The 19,682-nt window shown below is 69.0% G+C and carries 22 protein-coding genes; 15 read left to right on the top strand and 7 right to left on the bottom strand.

Annotated elements, in window-relative coordinates; genetic code table 11:
- Window positions 1-58 precede the first annotated feature (58 nt).
- The 7 genes from rpsB (at window position 59) to CHB84_RS23000 (ending at window position 5,705) form a co-directional block, all read left to right on the top strand.
- Window positions 59-940, top strand: a complete 882-nt coding sequence (rpsB, locus tag CHB84_RS15910) for a 30S ribosomal protein S2 (protein WP_089302412.1) — start codon at window positions 59-61, stop codon at window positions 938-940.
- 94 nt (window positions 941-1,034) lie between these two features.
- Window positions 1,035-1,859, top strand: a complete 825-nt coding sequence (gene tsf / locus CHB84_RS15905; RefSeq protein WP_089302411.1) for a translation elongation factor Ts — start codon at window positions 1,035-1,037, stop codon at window positions 1,857-1,859.
- A gap of 197 nt (window positions 1,860-2,056) precedes the next feature.
- Window positions 2,057-2,803, top strand: a complete 747-nt coding sequence (gene pyrH / locus CHB84_RS15900) for a UMP kinase (RefSeq protein WP_089302410.1) — start codon at window positions 2,057-2,059, stop codon at window positions 2,801-2,803.
- 68 nt (window positions 2,804-2,871) lie between these two features.
- Window positions 2,872-3,429: a ribosome recycling factor gene (gene frr / locus CHB84_RS15895; protein WP_089302409.1), complete on the top strand. Its 558-nt coding sequence runs from the start codon at window positions 2,872-2,874 to the stop codon at window positions 3,427-3,429.
- A 49-nt stretch (window positions 3,430-3,478) separates the two neighbouring features.
- Complete coding sequence (locus CHB84_RS15890; RefSeq protein ID WP_245818777.1) at window positions 3,479-4,318, top strand: phosphatidate cytidylyltransferase; 840 nt, start codon at window positions 3,479-3,481, stop codon at window positions 4,316-4,318.
- Between the two features lie 33 nt (window positions 4,319-4,351).
- Window positions 4,352-5,476 (top strand): dual-specificity RNA methyltransferase RlmN, encoded by a 1,125-nt coding sequence (rlmN, locus tag CHB84_RS15885; RefSeq protein ID WP_089302474.1) that lies wholly within the window; start codon window positions 4,352-4,354, stop codon window positions 5,474-5,476.
- Between the two features lie 70 nt (window positions 5,477-5,546).
- A complete protein-coding gene (locus CHB84_RS23000; RefSeq protein ID WP_176439993.1) occupies window positions 5,547-5,705 on the top strand; it encodes a hypothetical protein in 159 nt (52 codons plus the stop codon).
- 58 nt (window positions 5,706-5,763) lie between these two features.
- Here the strand turns inward: CHB84_RS23000 and CHB84_RS15880 are convergent, their stop codons facing one another.
- Entirely contained in the window at window positions 5,764-6,033 is a 270-nt protein-coding gene (locus tag CHB84_RS15880) for a DUF2631 domain-containing protein (protein WP_245818776.1), read from the bottom strand.
- A gap of 109 nt (window positions 6,034-6,142) precedes the next feature.
- On the opposite strand from CHB84_RS15880, the gene dxr reads away from it, so the two are divergent.
- The 8 genes from dxr to map all read left to right on the top strand — a co-directional run bounded on the left by dxr (window position 6,143) and on the right by map (window position 15,139).
- On the top strand, window positions 6,143-7,381 hold the full coding sequence (gene dxr, locus CHB84_RS15875) for a 1-deoxy-D-xylulose-5-phosphate reductoisomerase (RefSeq protein ID WP_089302406.1): 1,239 nt from the start codon (window positions 6,143-6,145) through the stop codon (window positions 7,379-7,381).
- Window positions 7,382-7,383: 2 nt separating this feature from the next.
- Window positions 7,384-8,622, top strand: coding sequence for a M50 family metallopeptidase (locus tag CHB84_RS15870; protein ID WP_089302405.1), 1,239 nt, complete (start codon window positions 7,384-7,386; stop codon window positions 8,620-8,622).
- Between the two features lie 200 nt (window positions 8,623-8,822).
- The gene (gene ispG / locus CHB84_RS15865; protein ID WP_089302404.1) at window positions 8,823-9,977 is read left to right on the top strand and encodes a flavodoxin-dependent (E)-4-hydroxy-3-methylbut-2-enyl-diphosphate synthase; all 1,155 of its coding nucleotides are present in this window, start codon (window positions 8,823-8,825) and stop codon (window positions 9,975-9,977) included.
- A gap of 123 nt (window positions 9,978-10,100) precedes the next feature.
- On the top strand, window positions 10,101-10,937 hold the full coding sequence (locus CHB84_RS15860; protein ID WP_089302403.1) for an AraC family transcriptional regulator: 837 nt from the start codon (window positions 10,101-10,103) through the stop codon (window positions 10,935-10,937).
- Window positions 10,938-10,939: 2 nt separating this feature from the next.
- Window positions 10,940-11,359: a VOC family protein gene (locus CHB84_RS15855; protein ID WP_089302402.1), complete on the top strand. Its 420-nt coding sequence runs from the start codon at window positions 10,940-10,942 to the stop codon at window positions 11,357-11,359.
- Between the two features lie 113 nt (window positions 11,360-11,472).
- Entirely contained in the window at window positions 11,473-12,327 is an 855-nt protein-coding gene (locus tag CHB84_RS15850; RefSeq protein ID WP_176439991.1) for a GNAT family N-acetyltransferase, read from the top strand.
- 73 nt (window positions 12,328-12,400) lie between these two features.
- On the top strand, window positions 12,401-14,215 hold the full coding sequence (locus CHB84_RS15845; protein WP_089302401.1) for a penicillin-binding transpeptidase domain-containing protein: 1,815 nt from the start codon (window positions 12,401-12,403) through the stop codon (window positions 14,213-14,215).
- A 66-nt stretch (window positions 14,216-14,281) separates the two neighbouring features.
- Window positions 14,282-15,139 carry a type I methionyl aminopeptidase gene (gene map / locus CHB84_RS15840; RefSeq protein ID WP_089302400.1) on the top strand — a complete coding sequence of 286 codons (858 nt, stop codon included), beginning with the start codon at window positions 14,282-14,284 and terminating at the stop codon, window positions 15,137-15,139.
- A gap of 42 nt (window positions 15,140-15,181) precedes the next feature.
- Here map and CHB84_RS15835 read toward each other — a convergent pair whose 3' ends face one another.
- The 6 genes from CHB84_RS15835 to CHB84_RS15820 form a co-directional block, all read right to left on the bottom strand.
- Complete coding sequence (locus CHB84_RS15835) at window positions 15,182-16,579, bottom strand: mycothione reductase (protein ID WP_089302399.1); 1,398 nt, start codon at window positions 16,577-16,579, stop codon at window positions 15,182-15,184.
- A 156-nt stretch (window positions 16,580-16,735) separates the two neighbouring features.
- Window positions 16,736-17,170, bottom strand: a complete 435-nt coding sequence (locus CHB84_RS15830; protein ID WP_089302398.1) for a DUF6319 family protein — start codon at window positions 17,168-17,170, stop codon at window positions 16,736-16,738.
- Between the two features lie 123 nt (window positions 17,171-17,293).
- Complete coding sequence (locus CHB84_RS15825; RefSeq protein WP_089302397.1) at window positions 17,294-18,466, bottom strand: NAD(P)/FAD-dependent oxidoreductase; 1,173 nt, start codon at window positions 18,464-18,466, stop codon at window positions 17,294-17,296.
- A 77-nt stretch (window positions 18,467-18,543) separates the two neighbouring features.
- The gene (locus CHB84_RS22995; RefSeq protein WP_176439990.1) at window positions 18,544-18,717 is read right to left on the bottom strand and encodes a hypothetical protein; all 174 of its coding nucleotides are present in this window, start codon (window positions 18,715-18,717) and stop codon (window positions 18,544-18,546) included.
- A 110-nt stretch (window positions 18,718-18,827) separates the two neighbouring features.
- Complete coding sequence (locus CHB84_RS22990) at window positions 18,828-18,986, bottom strand: hypothetical protein (RefSeq protein ID WP_176439989.1); 159 nt, start codon at window positions 18,984-18,986, stop codon at window positions 18,828-18,830.
- A 78-nt stretch (window positions 18,987-19,064) separates the two neighbouring features.
- A complete protein-coding gene (locus CHB84_RS15820) occupies window positions 19,065-19,574 on the bottom strand; it encodes a mycothiol transferase (protein WP_089302396.1) in 510 nt (169 codons plus the stop codon).
- Window positions 19,575-19,682: the final 108 nt, after the last annotated feature.

Genomic DNA, 19,682 nt, shown 5'->3' with positions numbered 1-19,682 from the left:
CGCGTGCGTACCGCGATACCAGCGGTACGCCGAGACAGATAGAGGTGCGAACAAGGCTATGGCCGTCGTCACCATGAAGCAGCTGCTCGACTCCGGCGTGCACTTCGGGCATCAGACCCGGCGCTGGAATCCCAAGATGAAGCGCTACATCTTCACCGAGCGCAACGGCATCTACATCATCGACCTGCAGAAGACGCTGAACTACATCGATCGTGCCTACGACTTCATCAAGGAGACGGTGGCGCACGGCGGCACGATCATGTTCGTCGGCACGAAGAAGCAGGCCCAGGAAGCGATCGCCCGCGAGGCGCAGCGCGTCGGGATGCCGTTCGTCAACCAGCGCTGGCTGGGCGGCATGCTGACGAACTTCCAGACGGTGCACAGGCGCCTTCAGCGGCTCAAGGAGCTCGAAGCCATGGAGCAGACCGGGGGCTTCCAGGGGCTGACCAAGCGCGAGATCCTCACCCTCACCCGTGAGAAGGACAAGCTGGAGAAGACACTCGGCGGCATCCGCGACATGGCGAAGGTGCCGAGTGCCGTCTGGATCGTGGACACCAAGAAGGAGCACATCGCCGTCGGTGAGGCGCGCAAGCTCAACATCCCGGTGATCGCGATCCTGGACACCAACTGCGACCCGGACGAGGTCGACTACCCCATCCCGGGCAACGACGACGCGATCCGTTCCGCGGCGATGCTGACCAAGGTCGTGGCAGAGGGCGCCGCCGCGGGGCTGCTCGCCCGCTCGGCAGGGCGCAACGGCACCGCGAGCGAGGGAGAGGACAAGCCCGAACCCGGTGTGGCAGGCGACGAGCCGCTCGCGGAGTGGGAGAAGGAGCTGCTCAGCGGTGAAGCGGCCGAGGGCGCCGAGGCCGAGGGTGAGCAGGCCGAGCAGGCAGAGTCCGGCAAGGTCGGCGAGGAGACCGAGCAGCCCACCTCCTGATCCCGGCGCGCCCCGCGCCCCGCCGCGGCGCGCGGGGCGCGCTGCTTTCCCGACAACCCGACCTCATCATTCGTGAAGGAACGGATTACCCACGATGACGAACTACACCGCAGCAGACGTCAAACGCCTGCGCGAGCTGACCGGCTCCGGCATGATGGACTGCAAGAAGGCCCTCGAGGACAGCGAAGGCGACTTCGACAAGGCTGTCGAGTTCCTGCGCATCAAGGGTGCCAAGGACGTCGGTAAGCGTGCCGAGCGCGCGACGGCCGAGGGCCTGATCGCCGGCGACGGCGGCGCCTTGATCGAGATGAACTCGGAGACGGACTTCGTCGCGAAGAACGACGAGTTCCAGGCGCTGGCCGCACGGATCATCGAGGTGGCCAAGAACCTGCGCAGCGATGACGTGCAGCAGTTGAAGGACGCCCCGCTCGACGGCGGTACCGTCGACGACGCCGTGCAGTCGCTCGCCGCCAAGATCGGGGAGAAGCTGCAGCTGCGCCGGGTCGCCTCCTTCGACGGGAACGTCGAGACCTACCTGCACCGCAGGGGTGCCGACCTGCCGCCTGCGGTCGGCGTCCTCGTCGAGTACACCGGCGAGGGCGAGGAGGCCGCCGCCGCGGCGCGCGGTGCGGCGATGCAGGTGGCTGCGCTCAAGCCGCATTATCTCTCCCGGGACGAGGTGCCGGAGGATGTCGTGCAGGGCGAGCGCAACATCGCCGAGCAGAACGCCCGCGAGGAAGGTAAGCCCGAGCAGGCCATCTCCAAGATCATCGAGGGGAAGGTCAACGCGTTCTACAAGGACAACGTGCTGCTCGAGCAGCCGTCCGTCACCGACAACAAGAAGACGGTGCAGCAGCTGCTCGACGAGGCGGGCGTCACGCTGACACGTTTCGCGCGCTTCGAGGTCGGCCAGTCCTGACCCGCGCCTGGTTACTGGTGATGCACCATGCCCGGTACTGGGACAGCGGTCGACGACCCGACTGAGATGACCAGTGCCGGGCTGGCCGCGATCACGGATCGTGTTGAGGGATAATCGTGCTGTGCTCCGCCCCGCTGGGCCGGGGCACAGCACGATCCGCCCCGGACCTCACCCGCACCGGCTGCAGTGGAGACGGCATGACGACAGACCGACCCGTGCACGGTTACCGGCGAGTGCTGCTCAAGCTCGGCGGTGAGATGTTCGGAGGCGGCTCGCTCGGCGTCGACCCGGACGTCGTACACGACGTGGCGCGCCAGATCGCCGAGGTGGTGCGGAGCGGGACACAGATCGCGGTGGTGATCGGCGGCGGGAACTTCTTCCGTGGGGCCGAGCTGAGCCAGCGAGGCATGGATCGTGACCGCGCGGACTACATGGCGATGCTCGGTACCGTCATGAACTGTCTCGCGCTGCAGGACTTCCTCGAGAAGCTGGATGTGCAGACGCGTGTGCAGAGCGCTGTCACGATGGGGCAGGTCGCGGAGCCTTACGTCCCGCGTCGGGCGGAACGCCACCTGGACAAGGGGCGTTGCGTCATCTTCGCCGCAGGCGTCGGCATGCCGTACTTCTCTACCGATACCGCCGCCGCCCAGCGCGCGCTCGAGATCGGCTGCGAGGTCGTGCTCATGGCGAAGGCCGTGGACGGCGTGTACTCGGCGGACCCGAAGGTCGACCCGGACGCCGAGTTCTACGGTGCCATCAGCCACCGCGAAGCACTCGAGAAAGGGCTCAAGGTGGCCGACACGACGGCGTTCAGCTTGTGCATGGACAACAACATGCCGATCATCGTGTTCAACCTGCTTGTCGACGGGAATATCGCCCGCGCCGTACGGGGGGAGTCGATCGGCACGCTCGTCGCCACCCCCGCTGCACAGGCAGTGCCCTAGACCTGCTGGGATCTGCACAAGCACGATCAAGCCAGAGCGCGTGTTGGCACAGACCTCAAGGAGTTGCCGTGATCGACGAGACCCTCCTCGACGCCGAGGAAAAGATGGAAAAAGCGGTGTCCGTCGCGAAGGAAGACATGTCCACGGTGCGCACCGGCCGTGCCACGCCCGCCATGTTCGCGCGGATCCACATCGACTACTACGGCGCGCAGACCCCGCTGAACCAGCTCGCCAGCATCAACATCCCGGAAGCCCGGATGGCGGTGATCAAACCGTACGACGCCAGCCAGCTCGGTGAGATCGAACGGGCCATCAGGGACTCCGACCTCGGAGTGAACCCGACCAACGACGGCACCATCATTCGCGTGGTGATCCCGCAGCTGACCGAGGAACGCCGCAAGGAGATGGTCAAGCTCGCCAAGTCCAAGGGTGAGGACGCAAAGATCTCCATCCGGGGTGTCCGCCGCAAGGCCAAGGACGAGCTCGACCGGATCGGCAAGGACGGCGAAGCGGGTGAGGACGAGGTGATGCGTGCCGAGAAGGAGCTGCAGAACCTGACCGACACCTACGTGCACCAGGTGGACGAGCTGGTCAAGCACAAGGAATCCGAACTGCTCGAGGTCTGAGCGCGTGGGAGTGTTGCGCAATCGCAGCTAGTCGGTGGGTGAGGCGGTCGTGACGGTGCAGGATCAGGAACGCAAGGCGTCCCGCGCGGGACGGAACCTGCCGGCGGCGATCGCCGTCGGTGTCGTGCTCGGTGCGGCGATCCTCGCGTCACTGCTCGTGCAGCGTCACTTCTTCATCGTCGTGGTCTCCGCCGCGCTGCTGATCGGCACGGTCGAGCTCGCGCGCGCGTTGCGCGAGGCGGCGACCATCCGCATCCAGCTGGTGCCCGTACTCGGCGGTGGCCAGGCGATGATCTGGCTGAGCTGGCCGTTCGGCACCGAGGGCGTGCTGGTCGCGTTCGCGGCGACCGTGCTGATCTGCCTGCTGTGGGGGCTGGCGCGCGGCGCGGAAGGCTACGTCAAGGACTCCGCGGCATCGGTGCTCGTTGCCGCATACGTCCCCCTGTTCGGGGCGTTCGCCGCCATGCTCGTGCTGCCTGCCGACGGCGTCGGCAGGGTCATCGCCTTCATGCTCGGCGTGATCGCGTCGGATGTCGGTGGCTACGCGGCAGGCGTGCTCAGCGGCAGGCACCCCATGGCCCCGTCGATCAGCCCGAAGAAGAGCTGGGAAGGGTTCGCGGGTTCGCTGCTCACCGGGATGGCCGTCGGCGCGCTGACCCTGCCGCACCTGCTGGACGGCCGGATCTGGCACGGTGTGGTGTTCGGTGCGGCGATCGTGCTCACGGCGACGCTCGGCGACCTCGTCGAGTCGGTGATCAAGCGCGATATCGGCACCAAGGACATGGGCACGATGCTGCCGGGGCACGGTGGGTTGATGGACCGCCTCGACTCGTTGCTGCCCTCGGCCGTGGTGTCCTGGTTGCTGCTCGGCCTGTTCATACCGGCGTAACGCCGCATCGGGCGAAGTGGGATGCTGGAGGTGATGACCTCGCTTCCGCTCGTCTTCGACGCCCCCCGCCGCGGTATGCCGCCGCGCCACCTCGCTGACCTGACCATGCCGGCACGTGCCGAGGCAGTCGCCGAGCTGGGGGAGAAGCCGTTCCGCGCGAAGCAGCTGTCCCACCACTACTTCTCCCGGCTGACCACGGACGCCTCCGAGATGACCGACATCCCGGCAGGCTCGCGCGCCGAGCTGGTCGAGGCCCTGATGCCGCGGTTGCTGACCGAGGTCCGGGCACTGGACTGTGACGCGGGAGCCACGCGCAAGACGTTGTGGCGGGCACACGACGGGACGTTGCTGGAGAGCGTGTTGATGCGCTACCCGGGCCGGGTGACGCTGTGCATCTCCAGCCAGGCCGGTTGCGGGATGGCGTGCCCGTTCTGCGCGACCGGCCAAGGGGGCCTGGACCGGAACATGTCCACGGCCGAGATCGTCGACCAGGTGCGGTCCGCCGCGGCGGTCATGCGGGACGGCACGATGGCCGGGCCGGAGGGTGAGCCGCGCGAGGGGCGGCTGTCCAACGTCGTGTTCATGGGCATGGGCGAGCCGCTGGCCAACTACAACCGCGTGGTGGAGGCCGTGCGCCGCATCACGGAGCCTGCGCCGCGGGGCCTCGGTATCGGGCAGCGGTCCGTGACCGTGTCGACGGTGGGACTGGCACCTGCCATGCGCAAGCTCGCCGACGAGGGCATGCAGGTGCGCCTGGCGCTGTCGCTGCACGCGCCGGACGATGAGCTGCGCAACGAGCTGGTACCGGTGAACAACCGGTGGCCGGTCGACGAGATCCTCGCTGCGGCGCGCTACTACCTGGACCGCACCGGCAGGCGGATCTCCGTCGAGTACGCGCTGATCAGGGACATGAACGACCAGCCGTGGCGGGCGGACCTGCTGGCGTCCACCCTGCGCGAGCATCTCGGCCACCTGGCCCATGTCAACGTCATCCCGCTCAACCCGACCCCCGGCAGCAAGTGGGACGCCAGCCCGAAACCCGTCGAGCAGGAGTTCGTCCGCCGGGTCAACGCAGGCGGGGTCACCTGCACCGTGCGCGACACGCGCGGCCAGGAGATCGCGGCGGCCTGCGGGCAGCTGGCGGGCAGCGAGCAGTAGCCGAGCGGCAGCGCCGTGCCGGCCCACGTTCCGGCTGTCCCGGCGCTGTTCGTCGCGCTACCGTAGAGGTATGGACAGGTATGTGATTGAAGTCACCGACGCGGAGCTCACGCTGCTGACCTCGGCTCTACGGTCGTACCTTGCCGACTTCGGTCACGACGAGGCGGACCTGCAGCGGTCGGTCAAGGAGCTGCTGGCCAAGCTGCCGGACCCGGAGCCGGCAGGCTGAGACACGGGCTCACGTGGTTCGGCGGGGCATCGTTCCCGGGCAGGGCACGCGGCGAGGCTCAGCGGCGCCAGGAGGCGCGCTGCCTGCGCAGGTCCCACACCAGGCCTGCCATGATGGTCAGCGCGGTGAGCACGAGGATGTAGTTCTCGATGTTGCTCTGGTGCGGGCCGTTGAGCATGCCGAGCAGGATGATCGCGACGATCCAGCCCGCGAGCTGCCTGCCCTTCGGGAACGTGCCGTGCCAGCCCCATTCAGCCGAGGGTTCGTCTCGGGGGTCGACCTGGGCCACACCCGTCCCGGACCGGTGCTCGAGCTCCGTACTCGCCACCACGTTCTCCTCCTGCCTGGATATCACTCTTCTCGGGGTCGATGATCCCACACCGTTCATCGGTGGCTGGCTGAGGCTCCGCTCCGGGCATCGGCGACAATGGGGCACGATGACGTCTTCCGACCCCGCAGACCCGTCCCGTGCCGGCGTTCGTACCGTTCTCGTGCTCGGTTCGACCGGGTCGATCGGAACCCAGGCGCTGGATGTCGCCACGCGCAACCCCGACCTGTTCCGGGTCTCCGGGATCGCCGCGAGCGGCAGTGACCCGGCCGCCCTGGCCGCACAGGCCATCGCCCACCAGGTCGACGCGATCGCGGTGGTCAAGCCGACAGCCGTCGAGGACGTGCAGCTGGCCATCTACACCGAGGCGCAACGCCGCGGATACGCCACAGGGCAGTACCGGATGCCCCGTATCTTCGCGGGCGCCGAGTCCGTGCTCGAGCTGATCGACGCGGTGACCGTGGACGTCGTGCTCAACGGGATGCCCGGATCCGCGGGGCTGGCCCCCACGCTGCGCGCGCTCGGCACCGGGGCGTCGGTGGCGCTGGCCAACAAGGAGTCACTGATCGCGGGTGGCCCGCTGGTGCTGGACGCGGCAGGGCCGGGGCAGCTGGTGCCGGTGGACTCGGAGCATTCGGCGCTGGCGCAGGCGCTGCGCGGTGGCCGCGCCGAGGAGGTCGAACGGCTGGTGCTGACCGCATCCGGCGGCCCGTTCCGGGGCCGCAGCCGTGCCGAGCTGGCCGAGGTCACCGTCGAGCAGGCGCTCGCGCACCCCACCTGGCAGATGGGGCCGGTGGTGACCGTCAACTCGGCCACGATGATGAACAAGAGCCTCGAGCTCATCGAGGCACAGTTGCTGTTCGATGTGCCGGGCGAGCGCATCGACGTGGTGGTGCACCCGCAGTCGATCGTGCACTCGATGGTGACGTTCACCGACGGTTCCACGCTGGCACAGGCGAGCCCTCCGGACATGCGCCTGCCCATCGCGCTGGCGCTGAACTGGCCGCACCGCGTGCCCGGCGCCGCGCCCGCGTGCCGCTGGGACAGCGCGACCGAATGGACCTTCGAACCGCTGGACGGCGAGGCCTTCCCCGCGGTCGAGCTCGCCAGGCACGCCGCGCGGGTCGGCGGCTGCCTGCCCGCGGTGCTCAACGCGGCGAACGAGGAGATGGTGGCGGCGTTCCTGCGGCAGAACACCGGCTTCACCTCGATCGTGGACACTGTGTCCGAGGTGGTCTCCGCGGCGGAGGGCTGGCACGGTCGACCGCGTGACATCGACGACATCCTCGCCGCCGAGGAATGGGCGCGTGCGCGCGCCACCGAGCTGAACCGTCAGGGAAGGGACTAGGAGTGCTCGCCTACATCATCGGGGTCGTGCTCTTCGCGCTGGGCATCTGCGTATCCATCGCACTCCACGAGGCCGGGCACATGTGGACGGCGAAGAAGTTCGGCATGCAGGTGCGCCGGTACTTCGTCGGGTTCGGCCCCACGCTGTTCTCCTTCCGCAGGGGAGAGACCGAGTACGGCGTCAAGGCCGTACCGCTCGGTGGCTTCTGCGATATCGCGGGCATGACTGCCCTGGACGAGGTCAAACCGGAAGAGGCCAAGCGCGCGATGTGGCGCTACCCGGTATGGAAGCGCACGGTGGTGCTCGCGGCGGGCTCCGGCATGCACTTCCTCATCGGCTTCCTCGTGCTGCTGGTGATGGCAGGCTCGCTCGGCCTGCCGAACCTCGACGGGGACCCCAAGGTGCAGGCGGTGTCGGAGTGCGTACGCGACGTCCAGGACCGCGAGCAGCTCGCGGAGTTCGACGAGCAGGCGTGCGGACCGGGTGACCCGGCCCCCGCCAAGGAGGCCGGGCTGCGGTCCGGGGACGTCATCACCGCCGTCGACGGCGAGCCCGTAGCCGACATCGGCGAGACCACCTCGCTGGTGCAGGAGCGTGCGGGACCGACCCCGATCACGGTCGAGCGGGACGGGAACACGGTCGAGACCGTGGTCGATGTCGAGCGCATCCAGCGGCCGAACCTGGACGATGCGGCCGTCGAGGAGGGGGCGCCGGAGACGGTGACCGTCGGCATGATCGGCGTCGGGTTCGCGCAGTACCTGCAGTACAGTGCTGCCGAGGCCGCCCCGGCCACGGTGCTGTTCACCGGCGACATGTTCCACCGCACCTGGAACGCGCTGCTGCGGCTGCCGGAGCGGATCCCGCTCGTCGTGGAGGCCATCTTCGGCGCCGAGCGCGACCCGAACACGCCGGTGAGCGTGGTCGGGGCCAGCAGGCTCGGTGGCGAGACGGTGCAGCACGGGATGTGGGAGATCTTCCTCCTGCTGCTGGCAAGCCTGAACTTCTTCGTCGGGATCTTCAACCTGCTGCCGCTGCTGCCACTCGACGGTGGCCATATCGCGGTGACCTGGTACGAGCGAGCGCGGGACTGGCTGCGCAAGCTACGCGGCAAGGCCGCGGGCGGGCCGGTGGACTACTCCAAGCTCTCCGCGGTGACCATGGTCGTGATCATCATCGGCGGCGGGTTCGTGTTGCTCACCGTCACCGCAGACATCGTCAACCCCATCCGCCTCACGGACTAACCGCCCCGGGGTGGGAGCCGAAGGTGACATCGGGCTCCTTCTAAGGAACCGCGGTCACCTTCGGCTCCCACCGGGGTCCGTGGGGTTGCGTTGCTCACATCTCGGGTGCGCTGCGCAGGCCCTGCCATGGCGGGGGCACGGTATCGTTCGGGTAGCACCTCGTCACCACAGGACGCGCGACGCAGAATGCAGAGGATTCGATGTCGGTCGATCTTGGCTTGCCCACCAGCCCGCCACCCGTACTCGCGGAGCGCCGCAAGACCAGGCAACTGATGGTCGGCCCCGTCGGGGTCGGCAGCGAGCACCCCGTGTCGGTGCAGTCGATGACGACCACCCAGACCTCGGACGTCAACGCCACGCTGCAGCAGATCGCCGAGCTCACCGCAGCCGGTTGCGACATCGTCCGGGTGGCCTGCCCGCGCCCGGAGGACGCCGAGGCGCTGCCGGCGATCGCGCAGAAGTCCAAGATTCCCGTCATCGCCGATATCCACTTCCAGCCGCGTTACGTGTTCGCCGCGATCGAGGCCGGCTGCGCGGGTGTGCGGGTCAACCCCGGCAATATCAAGAAGTTCGACGACCGGGTGGGCGAGATCGCGCAGGCCGCCAAGGACCACGGCACGCCCATCCGCATCGGGGTGAACGCGGGTTCGCTCGACCAGCGTCTGCTGCAGAAGCACGGCAAGGCGACCCCGGAGGCGCTGGCCGAGTCCGCGCTGTGGGAGGCGGGCCTGTTCGCCGAGCACGACTTCCACGACATCAAGATCTCGGTCAAGCACAACGACCCGGTCGTGATGGTGCGCGCCTACGAGATCCTCGCCGAGCAGTGCGACTACCCGCTGCACCTTGGCGTCACCGAGGCAGGCCCGGCGTTCCAGGGCACGATCAAGTCCTCGGTGGCCTTCGGCGCGCTTCTGCGGCAGGGGATCGGCGACACGATCCGGGTGTCGCTGTCGGCGCCGCCGGTGGAAGAGGTCAAGGTCGGCACGCAGATCCTGGAGTCGCTGAACCTGCGCCCGCGCAAGCTGGAGATCGTGTCCTGCCCGTCGTGCGGGCGTGCGCAGGTCGACGTGTACAAGCTGGCCGACGAGGTCACCGCTGGCCTGGAGGGCATGGAGATCCCGTTGCGGGTCGCCGTGATGGGCTGTGTGGTCAACGGTCCGGGGGAGGCGCGTGAGGCCGACCTCGGTGTGGCCTCGGGCAACGGTAAGGGGCAGATCTTCGTGAAGGGCGAGGTGATCCGGACCGTGCCCGAGCACCAGATCGTCGAGACGCTGATCGAGGAAGCCATGCGCATCGCCGAGGAGTCCGGCGAGTCCATCGGTGACGGCGAACCCACCGTCACCGTCACCTCCTGACCCAGCCGATGTGCTGAATGACGCGTTCAGTCCACGAGACGGACTGAACGCGTCATTCAGCGCGCCAGACGGACTGAACGCGTCATTCAGCACACGCCCTGGGGTGGCGCTTAGAGTGGGTGTGTGAGTGGCGAGTTCGTGGTCGGCCGGCCACACCCCGGGTTGCGTGGGTACGTGTCGCGCTACATCGGCTACCGCCAGGAGGGGACCCTTCCTGCTGTGCACCGCGGCCTGCCGTCGCGCCACGTCGTCGTGATCATCAGCCTCGCGGAACCCATTCACGTCATCTCCTCGCCCGATGGCCTGCGGTCCTCGGCCACGCTGCAGGGCCTGGTCGGCGGGATGCAGTCCGGCCCGGCGCTCATCGGACAGACCGACCACCAGTACGGCCTGCAGCTCGATCTCGACCCGCTCGGCGCCCGCGGCCTGCTCGGTGTGGGCGCGGACGACCTCTCGGGTGCCGTTGTCGAGCTCAGCCGCATGAACCGGCCCGCGTTGGCAACGCTGCCGGATCGCCTGGCGAGTGTGACCGGCTGGCGGCAGCGCTTCGCCGTGCTCGACGAGGTGCTGCTCGGCGCGCTGGTCGAGACCGTCCGGGCCGCCCCCGAGATCGAGTGGGCCTGGTCGCGCCTGCTGCGTGCGGGTGGCCGTGTCCCGGTGCGAGCACTGGCCTGCGACGTCGGCTGGAGCGCGCGCCATCTCGGTGAACGCTTCCGCAGGGAGATCGGCCTTGCACCGAAGCAAGCCGCGCGTGTCGTACGGTTCGAGCGCGCGAGCACGGCGTTGCGGCGCAGGCCGCGCACCGCCCTCGCCGATCTCGCCGCGGAGTGCGGCTACTACGACCAGGCACACCTGACGCACGAGTGGCGGGCGCTCGCCGGCTGCACCCCGGGCACCTGGATGGCAGAAGAGCTCCCGTTTCTCCAAGAAAGCATCCCTGGACCGGACTCACACTGGTGACCATGACGAATGGACCACAGAACACCGTATGGCCGTGCCTGCGCTACGACGACGCACCGGGTGCGCTGCGCTTCCTGGTGGACGTGTTCGGATTCACCGAGCGCCTCGTCGTCCCCGCGGAGGACGGGGACATCATCCATGCCGAGCTGAGCTGGCCGGAAGGGGGCGCTGTCATGTTCGGCACGACCCGGCACGAGCGGGGGACGGCACACGACGAGATGCGCTCGGGGGTCACCACGGTGTACGTGGTGACCGACCACGTCGACGCGGTACACGAGCGCGTCGTGGCCTCCGGGGCCGAGATCGCGACAGAGCTGCACGACACCGACTTCGGGTCGCACACATTCACCGCGTGCGACCCCGAAGGCAACCTCTGGACCTTCGGTACCTATCGCGGGGCTGAAGCGCCGGAGTTGTCATAACGGAAGGCTGAATGACGCTTTCAGTCCATCTCGTGGAGTGAAAGCGTCATTCAGCACGGAGGTAACGGGGCGATCGCTACCCGTGCACGCGGGTTGTCTGGCAGGCTTAACCCGTGTTGCGGCTTGCAGGGACACGATTGCTCGAGGACCGGGACTACTCAGTTGTGGATGCGGCGTTATCGGCCGACCCGGTCAACTCATGCATGGTCAGTGCGCGGGTCGAGTCCGCGGGCCTCGACCCGTTACGGCTCGGTGGGGAGCTCTGGGCGGCCGACTCCCGGCCGCTGTGGCCGGGACGCCTGCAAGGCCTGTGCTTCTCCGGGCCGAACCTCATCCCGGTGTCCGGCAACGCGGCCGCGTTGCGCTCGTTCGCCGAGCGCGCGCTCCGGCGCGCGCGTACCTGCTCATCCGTTGTCGGCCCCGCCGAGCAGGTGCTGGGGCTCTGGGAGGAGCTGGAAGGGGAGTGGGGGCCGCCACGTGACCTGCGATCGCCCCAACCGCTTCTCGCGCTGGACCGTGCCCCGGCGACGGCGGTCGACCCGAGAGTACGGCGTGTGCAGCCGCACGAGCTGGACCGCTACCTCCCGGCAGCGGTGGCGATGTTCATCGAGGAGGTCGGTGTCGACCCGCGGCACGGCGACAACGGGATGAACTACCGCGCCCGCGTGGCCGAGCTCATCCAGAAGGGCAGGGCGTTCGCCCGGTTCGAGCACGGTCGCGTGGTGTTCAAGGCCGAGATCGGGGCGCTGTCGTCGCGGGTCGGTCAGATCCAGGGTGTGTGGGTGCCCCCGGACCGCAGGGGAGAGGGACTGGCCACAGCGGGCACCGCCGGCGTCGCTGCGGTCCTTGTGCGTGAGCTGAACCGCATCGCCAGCTTGTACGTCAACGAGTACAACTCCGCGGCCCTTTCGGTGTATCGCAAGATCGGGTTCCGCCGGGTGGGGGAGTACGCGACCGTGCTGTTCTGAGATCCGCCCGCGGCGTGCCCGGTACACCCCACATGTCACCGCACAGCGACCGCAACGGGCATACTGGAGCACCGTGCGATCGACAACACGCGTGCTGGCCGTCGCGACCGTACTCGGTGTGACCGCCGGATGCGGGATCTTCTCCGACCCCGCAGGCGACAGGGCCGAGGAGTTCTTCCTCGCCGTCGCCGACGGGGACGTGTCCCGTGCCGCCGGGCTGACCGATGCTCCCGAACGTGCGTCTCGGGTGCTCGACCAGGCGCTGGGGGCTCTGGAGCCGGAATCGATCGAGGTGTCCGTCGAGGAGTCGCAGGACGTCCCGGACTCGGCGACCAGCTCGGTCGACTACGAGCTGACCTGGCACCTCGGCGACCAGCGGACGTGGAGCTACAGCGCATCGGCGGAGCTGGTCGACGCGGATGACGGGTGGCGGGTGCGCTGGACACCGGCGGTAGTGCATCCCGATCTGGCCCCGGAACACACCATCGCCCTGCTCGACACGCAACCGGAGCTGGCGCCGGTGCTGGACAGGGAGGGCAGGGAGCTGCTTTCCGCGCAGCGAGTGACGTCGGTGCTGCTGGAGGCGGACAAGCTCGATGAGCCCGGTGATCTCGAGCAGGCGGCAAGTAGCCTGGCGAACGAGCTGTCCCAGTTCGACGACGAGATCACCACCGAGTCCATCATGTCCGGTGCCGAGGATACCGAGGACGGCGAGCCCTACGTCGTCGCTGCGCTGCGTGAGGACGACTTCCAGGCCGTCGAGGGAACCGTCGCCGACATCCCCGGGGTCCGGTTCACCTGGCAGGAGCGGTTGCTCGCGCCGGACCGCGACTTCGGCAGGGCAATCCTGCCGCCGCTGCGCAGGATCGTCGAGGAGCGCGCGGCCGAGCGGTCCGGCTGGCGCGTCATCACGGTCGACGCGGTGGGCGCCGAGGCACGGGAATTGGCTTCGGAACCTCCCGAGCCGGTCGAGGCAGTCGACAGTACGGTGCTGTTGCCTGCGCAGTCGGCTGCCAAGGAGGCGTTGGAGGGGGCGAGCACGCCGGGTGCGCTTGTCGCGATGGACGCCTCCAGCGGTGACCTCTTGGCGGTCGGGCAGAACTCGGCCGCCGACGAGCACGGGCCGATCGCGCTGACCGGGCAGTATCCACCGGGGTCGACGTTCAAGATCGTGACAGCCGCGGCAGGGATGTCCGCGGGAGAGGTCCACCCGGACGGCGACGTCGACTGCCCCGGCTCGACGGCGGTCGGCAGCAGGATGGTGACCAACGACGACGACTTCGACCTGGGAACAACGGACCTCACCACGGCGTTCGCACGGTCGTGCAACACCACGTTCGCGCAGCTGGCCGCCGAGTTGGACGATGACGCGTTGCCGGACGCCGCGGCGTCGCTCGGCATCGGAGCCGAGTTCGACATCCCCGGCACCGAGGTGTTCACCGGCTCGGTGCCGGAGGCGGAGAACGTTGCCGAACGCGCCGAGAACGGGTTCGGACAGGGAACGGTGCTGGCGAGCCCGTTCGGTATGGCCCTGGCAGCCTCGGCCGTGGCGAACGGGAGCACCCCGACGCCGTCGGTGATCGAGGGGCGGGACACCGGGGTCGCCGGTCTCGGCGACCCACTGGACACCGAGGTCAACGGTGCCGTGCGCGACCTCATGCGTGCGGTGGTCACCGACGGCACGGCCGGTGAGTTGGCGGCGCTGGACGGGGTGCACGGCAAGACGGGGACGGCGCAGTTCGGCGACGGTTCCGATGCGCACGGTTGGTTCGTCGGTTACCAGGACGATCTCGCGTTCGCGGTGCTGCTCGTCGGAGGCGGCAGTTCCCAGCCGGCTGTGGAGGTGACCCGGAACTTCCTCGAGGGGCTGCCGTCAGCAGGGCCGTGACGTGCCCGGTGTTGCGTAGCCAACGGCCACACGACCGAACCGGTACGGGCATCGTAGGGTGGTGGCATGCCGATGCGTGAGCCCCTGAAGCCCGGAGTGCAGACTCCGCGCCGTCCGGTGCCGGAGTCGATCGTCCGTCCCGAGTACGTCGACAAGCCCGCCCCGCGTGCGGAGCCGGGTAATGGCGTGCGTACTCCCGAGGTGATCGAGGCCATGCGCGTGGCGTCGCGCATCGCCGCTCAGGCGCTCGAGGAAGGGGGCAAGGCGGTCAAGCCGGGAAACACCACCGATGACGTGGACAAGGTGGTGCACGAGTTCCTGATCGACAACGGTGCCTACCCCTCCACCCTGGGGTACCGGCATTTCCCGAAGTCGTGCTGTACCTCCCTCAACGAGGTCATCTGTCACGGGATCCCGGACTCGACGGTGATCCGGGACGGCGACATCTGCAACATCGACGTCACCGCGTTCATCGGCGGTGTGCACGGCGACACCAACTGCACGTTCCTGGCAGGCGATGTCTCCGAGGAGGTTCGGCTGCTCGTGGAACGTACGCACGAGGCGACGATGCGTGCGATCAACGCGGTGCGGCCCGGCAGGCAGCTCAACGTCATCGGCAGGGTGATCGAGTCCTACGCGAAGCGATTCGAATACGGCGTCGTCCGTGACTTCACCGGCCACGGTGTGGGACCGGCTTTCCACACGGCCCCGACCGTGCTGCACTACGAGGAACCGTCCGTGACCACGGTGATCGAGGAGGGCATGACCTTCACGATCGAACCGATGATCACGCTCGGCACGATCGACTACGACATCTGGGAGGACGACTGGACGGTCACCACCAAGGACAAGAGGTGGACCGCCCAGTTCGAGCACACGATCCTGGTTACCGAGTCGGGAGCGGAGATCCTGACGCTGCCCTGACGTGCGGGCAGGAGTGAGCCCGCGCCGCGGCAGCGGTGCTCCTCAGCGGTTCAGCGGCAGGTTCAGCAGCGCGTTCTCGATCAGCTCGGGCATGGCCGGGTGGATCCAGTACTGGCCGCGTGCCGTCGAGTACGCGTCCAGCCCGAAACTCATGGCCTGGACGAGGGGTTGGATCAGCGTCGGTGCCTGCGGGCCGATGATGTGGGCGCCGAGCAGCTCGCCGGTGTCCGGGTCCGCCAGCAGCTTGGCGAAGCCGGTCGTGTCCTCCATCGCCCAGCCGTAGGCGATGCCGGCGTAGTCCTGGAGGGCCACCACGTACGTCAGGCCTTGCTCGCGAGCCTGCTGCTCGGTGACTCCGACGGAGGCGATCTGTGGCGAGCTGAACACGGCGTGCGGGATGACGCGGTGGTCGGCGGGCTCTTGCTCGTGCGGGTTCAAAAGGTTGTGCTGCACGACGCGCGCCTCGTGGTTGGCGACGTGCTTGAGCTCGTACGGCGAGCTGAGGTCGCCGAGCGCGTACATTCCCGGCACGGAGGTGCGCTGGAACTCGTCGACCGCGACGTAGCCGCCTGCGGTGGTGTCCACGCCGGTCGCGGCGACGTCGAGCAGGTCCGAGTTGGGCTGCCTGCCTGTGGCGACAAGCAACAGGTCGGTTTCCACGGTCTCGCTGCCGTCCGGCCCGTCGACCTCGAGGGCGGCGCCGGAGTCGGTGCGGCGCACGGACCGGACCGTGCGGTGCAGCCGGAGGTCCCAGCGCTGGGCGGCCAGCTCGGTGAACCGGCTGCTGACATCGGTGTCCTGCGCGCGCAGCATGGCTCCGGAGCGCACGATGACGGTCACGTCCGCACCGAACGAGGCGAGGACATGGGCGAACTCGGCTGCGATGAAGCCGCCTCCGAGGATCGTCACGCGGTCCGGCACCTTGTCGATCCGCATGACCGAGTCCGATGTGTGGTAGCCGACCGTGGACAGGCCGGGCACGTCGGGCACGATCGGCCTGCCGCCCGCGCCGAGCACGAATCGGTCCGCTGTGATCACCTCGTCGTCCGTGCCGTCGCTCGGGCGCACGCGCAGCGTCCGCTCGCCGACGAAACGCGCCGCACCCTCGTAGACGGTCACGTGCGCGTTGTCGGGGTGCGTGTGGCGGTACTCCCTGCCGCTCACGGCGATCGGGTCGATCCGGCCGAAGATCCGGTCGCGGACATCGGCCCAGTGCACCGCGCGGAGCTCGGCGTCGACACCGAGACGGGCGCCGGTCTCGGTCGTGCGCGCGACGTCGGCGGTGTGCACGAACATCTTGGTGGGGATGCACCCCACATTGAGGCATGTCCCACCGAACACGCCTTTCTCGACGACGGCCACTCGCCAGTCGGAGAAGCGGTCATCGAGGATCGAGTTCGCCGAACCGGTCCCGATGATGATCAAGTCGTAATGCGTCACAGTGTCGTCAACTCCGTGCGGGCGTCGCGCATTCCTGCGGTGCTGCACGCGCCCCGACGGTGCCGGGCCGCCGCGTGCGCCGGGACCCACCGGTTCCGTACGCCGGTGTCATCACCCCGGCGGCGGGGTGCCGCCGGGGAGGCAGCCCGGACCGGCTCAGGTGTCCAGTTCGGCCAGTGCCTTCTTGGCCTGCTCCAGCTCCGCTTCCAGCTCGGCCACCTTCGCCTGCTGCTGCTCGCGGGCGGCGGTGATCACCTCGTCGATCGGGCCGGACAGCTCGTCGTGCAGCTCGTTTGCCGCGCGCGAGACTGCTGCCGCGGACACGTCGACGCCCCTGGCCACCCAGGTACTGCCGTGCTTGAGCTCGGCCTGCCACGTGCCGTCCGCCGTTCCCGTGACGGTCAGGGTGAGCTGCACGGTTCGGGTCTTCTTCGCCGTGGTGCCCTTCTGGCGACCGCGCTTGGGGGCCGCCTGCTCACCGTTGCCGCCTGCCTCGCCGGACGCATCCCCGGACGCGCCGGGCTCCGGGGTGGTGGCGGCCGCTTCGGACGCGGTGTCGCCCTGCTGCTGGGTGTCGGGATCCACGGTCATAGTGGGTGTCGTCTCCTCGCCTGATGGGTACGTTGGCCGCGCCAGAGTATAGAACACCCGTTCGGTATGTCCAGGAGGAGCACGGGCCGGGCCGGTCGCAGCGCGGGCGGCGGCCGGACGGCCCTACTGCTCGCCGGGCTGTGGGGCGGGTGTCCCCGGTCCCGTGCCGGAGGCCTGGCCGAAGCGGTCCGGCCGGAAACTCGCGAGCAGCGGTGATGTCTGCTCGTCGAGCACCTCACCCGCGGCCAGGCGTGCCAGCAGCGGCGCCAGTGTGATTCCGCTGTGGGTGGCGATGACGTAGAAACGCCGTGTCCGACCGTCGGCGAAGCCTGCGACCGTGAGCCCGTCGGCGGGCAACGCCCGCCGCCCTACGCGGAGCGCTTCGATCGTGGCGAACTCGCCACCGGTGAGGACCTCGCCGAGCCGCTGGATCAGGCTGTCCGCGGCTCGGGCCGTGGAGCTTCCTGACGTTGCCTGCTCGGCGCCGGCGTCCAGGTCGGGTCCCTGCATGACGAGGCGTCCGCCGCCGTCCGGGCGGACGTTGAGCCGTGGGGTGGTCAGCACGCGAGACAGCCGCGCCGGTAGGGGGCGTGTGTAGGCGAGCAGCCCCAGATGTGCCCCACCCTGCTGGGTGGTATCGACCATGGGCACGGTGCAGCTCGCGGTGGCCGCAAGCGCCTCGGTCCAGCGGCCCGCACAGCTGATGACCTTGTCGAAGCGGTGGCTCTCGCCGCCGTCGAGACGCACATCGACTCCCCGCTGGTGCGGTGCCACTGCGGTGACCGTGGCCGGACAGAGCAACCGTGCACCGTGCTCGCGGGCCTGGCCGAGCAGGTGGGCCAGCAGCACCGCGGGCAAGACGTGTCCCTCGCCGGGGAAGTAGGCGACCCGCTCGGCTTCCTCCGGCACGCGCACATCGGGTTCGAGGCTGTGCACCTCGCCGGGAGCGACCCAGCGACACGGGTAACCCAGCCGGTCGAGCCGTGTGACCCGCCGCTCGAGTGTGGCACGGCCGTCGGGCTCGCCCGCCCACTCGAGGTTGCCGGTAGGGAAGTACCACGGTGCTCCGCCAGGGACGTCGGCAGCGAGCCGTTCGTGCTCGAGGCACCCCTCGGCATTGAGCCGGTGATAGACCTCGGGGTGTTTCTCGTGTGAGTTGAGCCACGCGAACGACGTGCCGGACGTCCCGTCGCCCGGATGCCGCTGCTCGAGGACGGTCACCGTCGCGCCCCGCACGGCCAGACCCCTGGCAACGGCCGCGCCGACGACTCCGGCGCCGATCACCGCGACGCGCATCGGGCGTTCCTGAGCTGTCGTAGGACACGATCCTCACGTGCCGTGGTTGCCTCGGCCATCCCCGGCAGGCTACCGGGTCAGGTCGTGCTCAGCGGACGCTCAGCGCCGTCCTGCTCGTCGACCTCCTGCTGGCGAACCGCCTCGGCGAGCTCCTGGGGGTTGAGGTGCGCGGTGTTGTCGATGCCGACCTCGTGTGCCCGCTCGGCGAGTGTTTTCTGGTCGAGTTCTCGCGGGTTCTGGTATGTCCTCATCTCTGCCCTCGCTGCACCGGCCGCGCCGAACCGGCTCGCGTCGCGACCGCCCTTCCGCGCCGCACAGGACGGGAGCGCGTGTCACGTACGTGCCGCCTACCTGCCGGTGCTCAGTCGGGAGGTTCGACGTAGCGCTCCCCGTCCTCGGCGGTGTCGCCGGAGCCGGACTCCTCGAGGTCTGCGCCGATGTCGGCGGTGCGCTCGTCCTCGACGTCGTGCATCGAGGCCTCACCTGCCCATTCGCCGGTGGTCCTCGGCTCGTGACTCATGGCGGTACCTCCCTCACCGGTCCGTACGTACCGGTTACCCGCTCGATCGGCTCACAACACCACCGCGGCGCGCGGGGCCTACCGCCGTAACAGCAGGCCCCTCAGGAAGGCGGCCTGGCCCGCGTGCTGCAGGTCGTCGCCGATCACGCTGATCAGCCGCACCCCGAGCGTGACAGGGGGGTCCCAGCCTTCGTCGATGACCTGCGCCAGGTCGGCATCGCCGAGCCCGGCGACGAACGCGACGGTCTGATCGTGCACCGCGTCGTGGTAGTCGGTGAGCAGCTCCGGCGAGTCCACCCGCACGGCGGCCGCGTCCTCGCTGGTGTGCCCGTAGCCGATGGACTCGTCCGGTAGCGCCAGGCCGAACCGGTGCGACCACCCGTACGCGGTCCACACCTGCTCGGTCCCGGCGGCGTCGGCGATGTGGTCGTCCTGCACGCGGGTCAGGTGCCACACCAGCCAGGTGATCGAGTTGGCCTCGCTGTCGATACGCGTGTTCAGCGTCCCGGCGGGTAGGTCACCAACGGCGTCGTGCACGGCCTCCCGGATCCGGCCGAACGCGTCGGTGAGCAGGTCTGCGCTGGTCATTGATGGCTCCACCTGTGTCGTCGACGGGGGCTGCGTCCCCGATTGTGCCGCGAACCCGTACGCGTGGCGGCCATCGGCGCACGGCGACGTTCAACAGAGTGACGTGCA

The sequence above is a fragment of the Haloechinothrix alba genome, assembly GCF_900188115.1.
In the GTDB taxonomy this organism is placed as follows: Bacteria; Actinomycetota; Actinomycetes; order Mycobacteriales; family Pseudonocardiaceae; genus Haloechinothrix; species Haloechinothrix alba.
The sequence above is the reverse complement of the archived record's forward strand: the minus strand, read 5'-3'. Positions and strand labels throughout refer to the sequence as shown.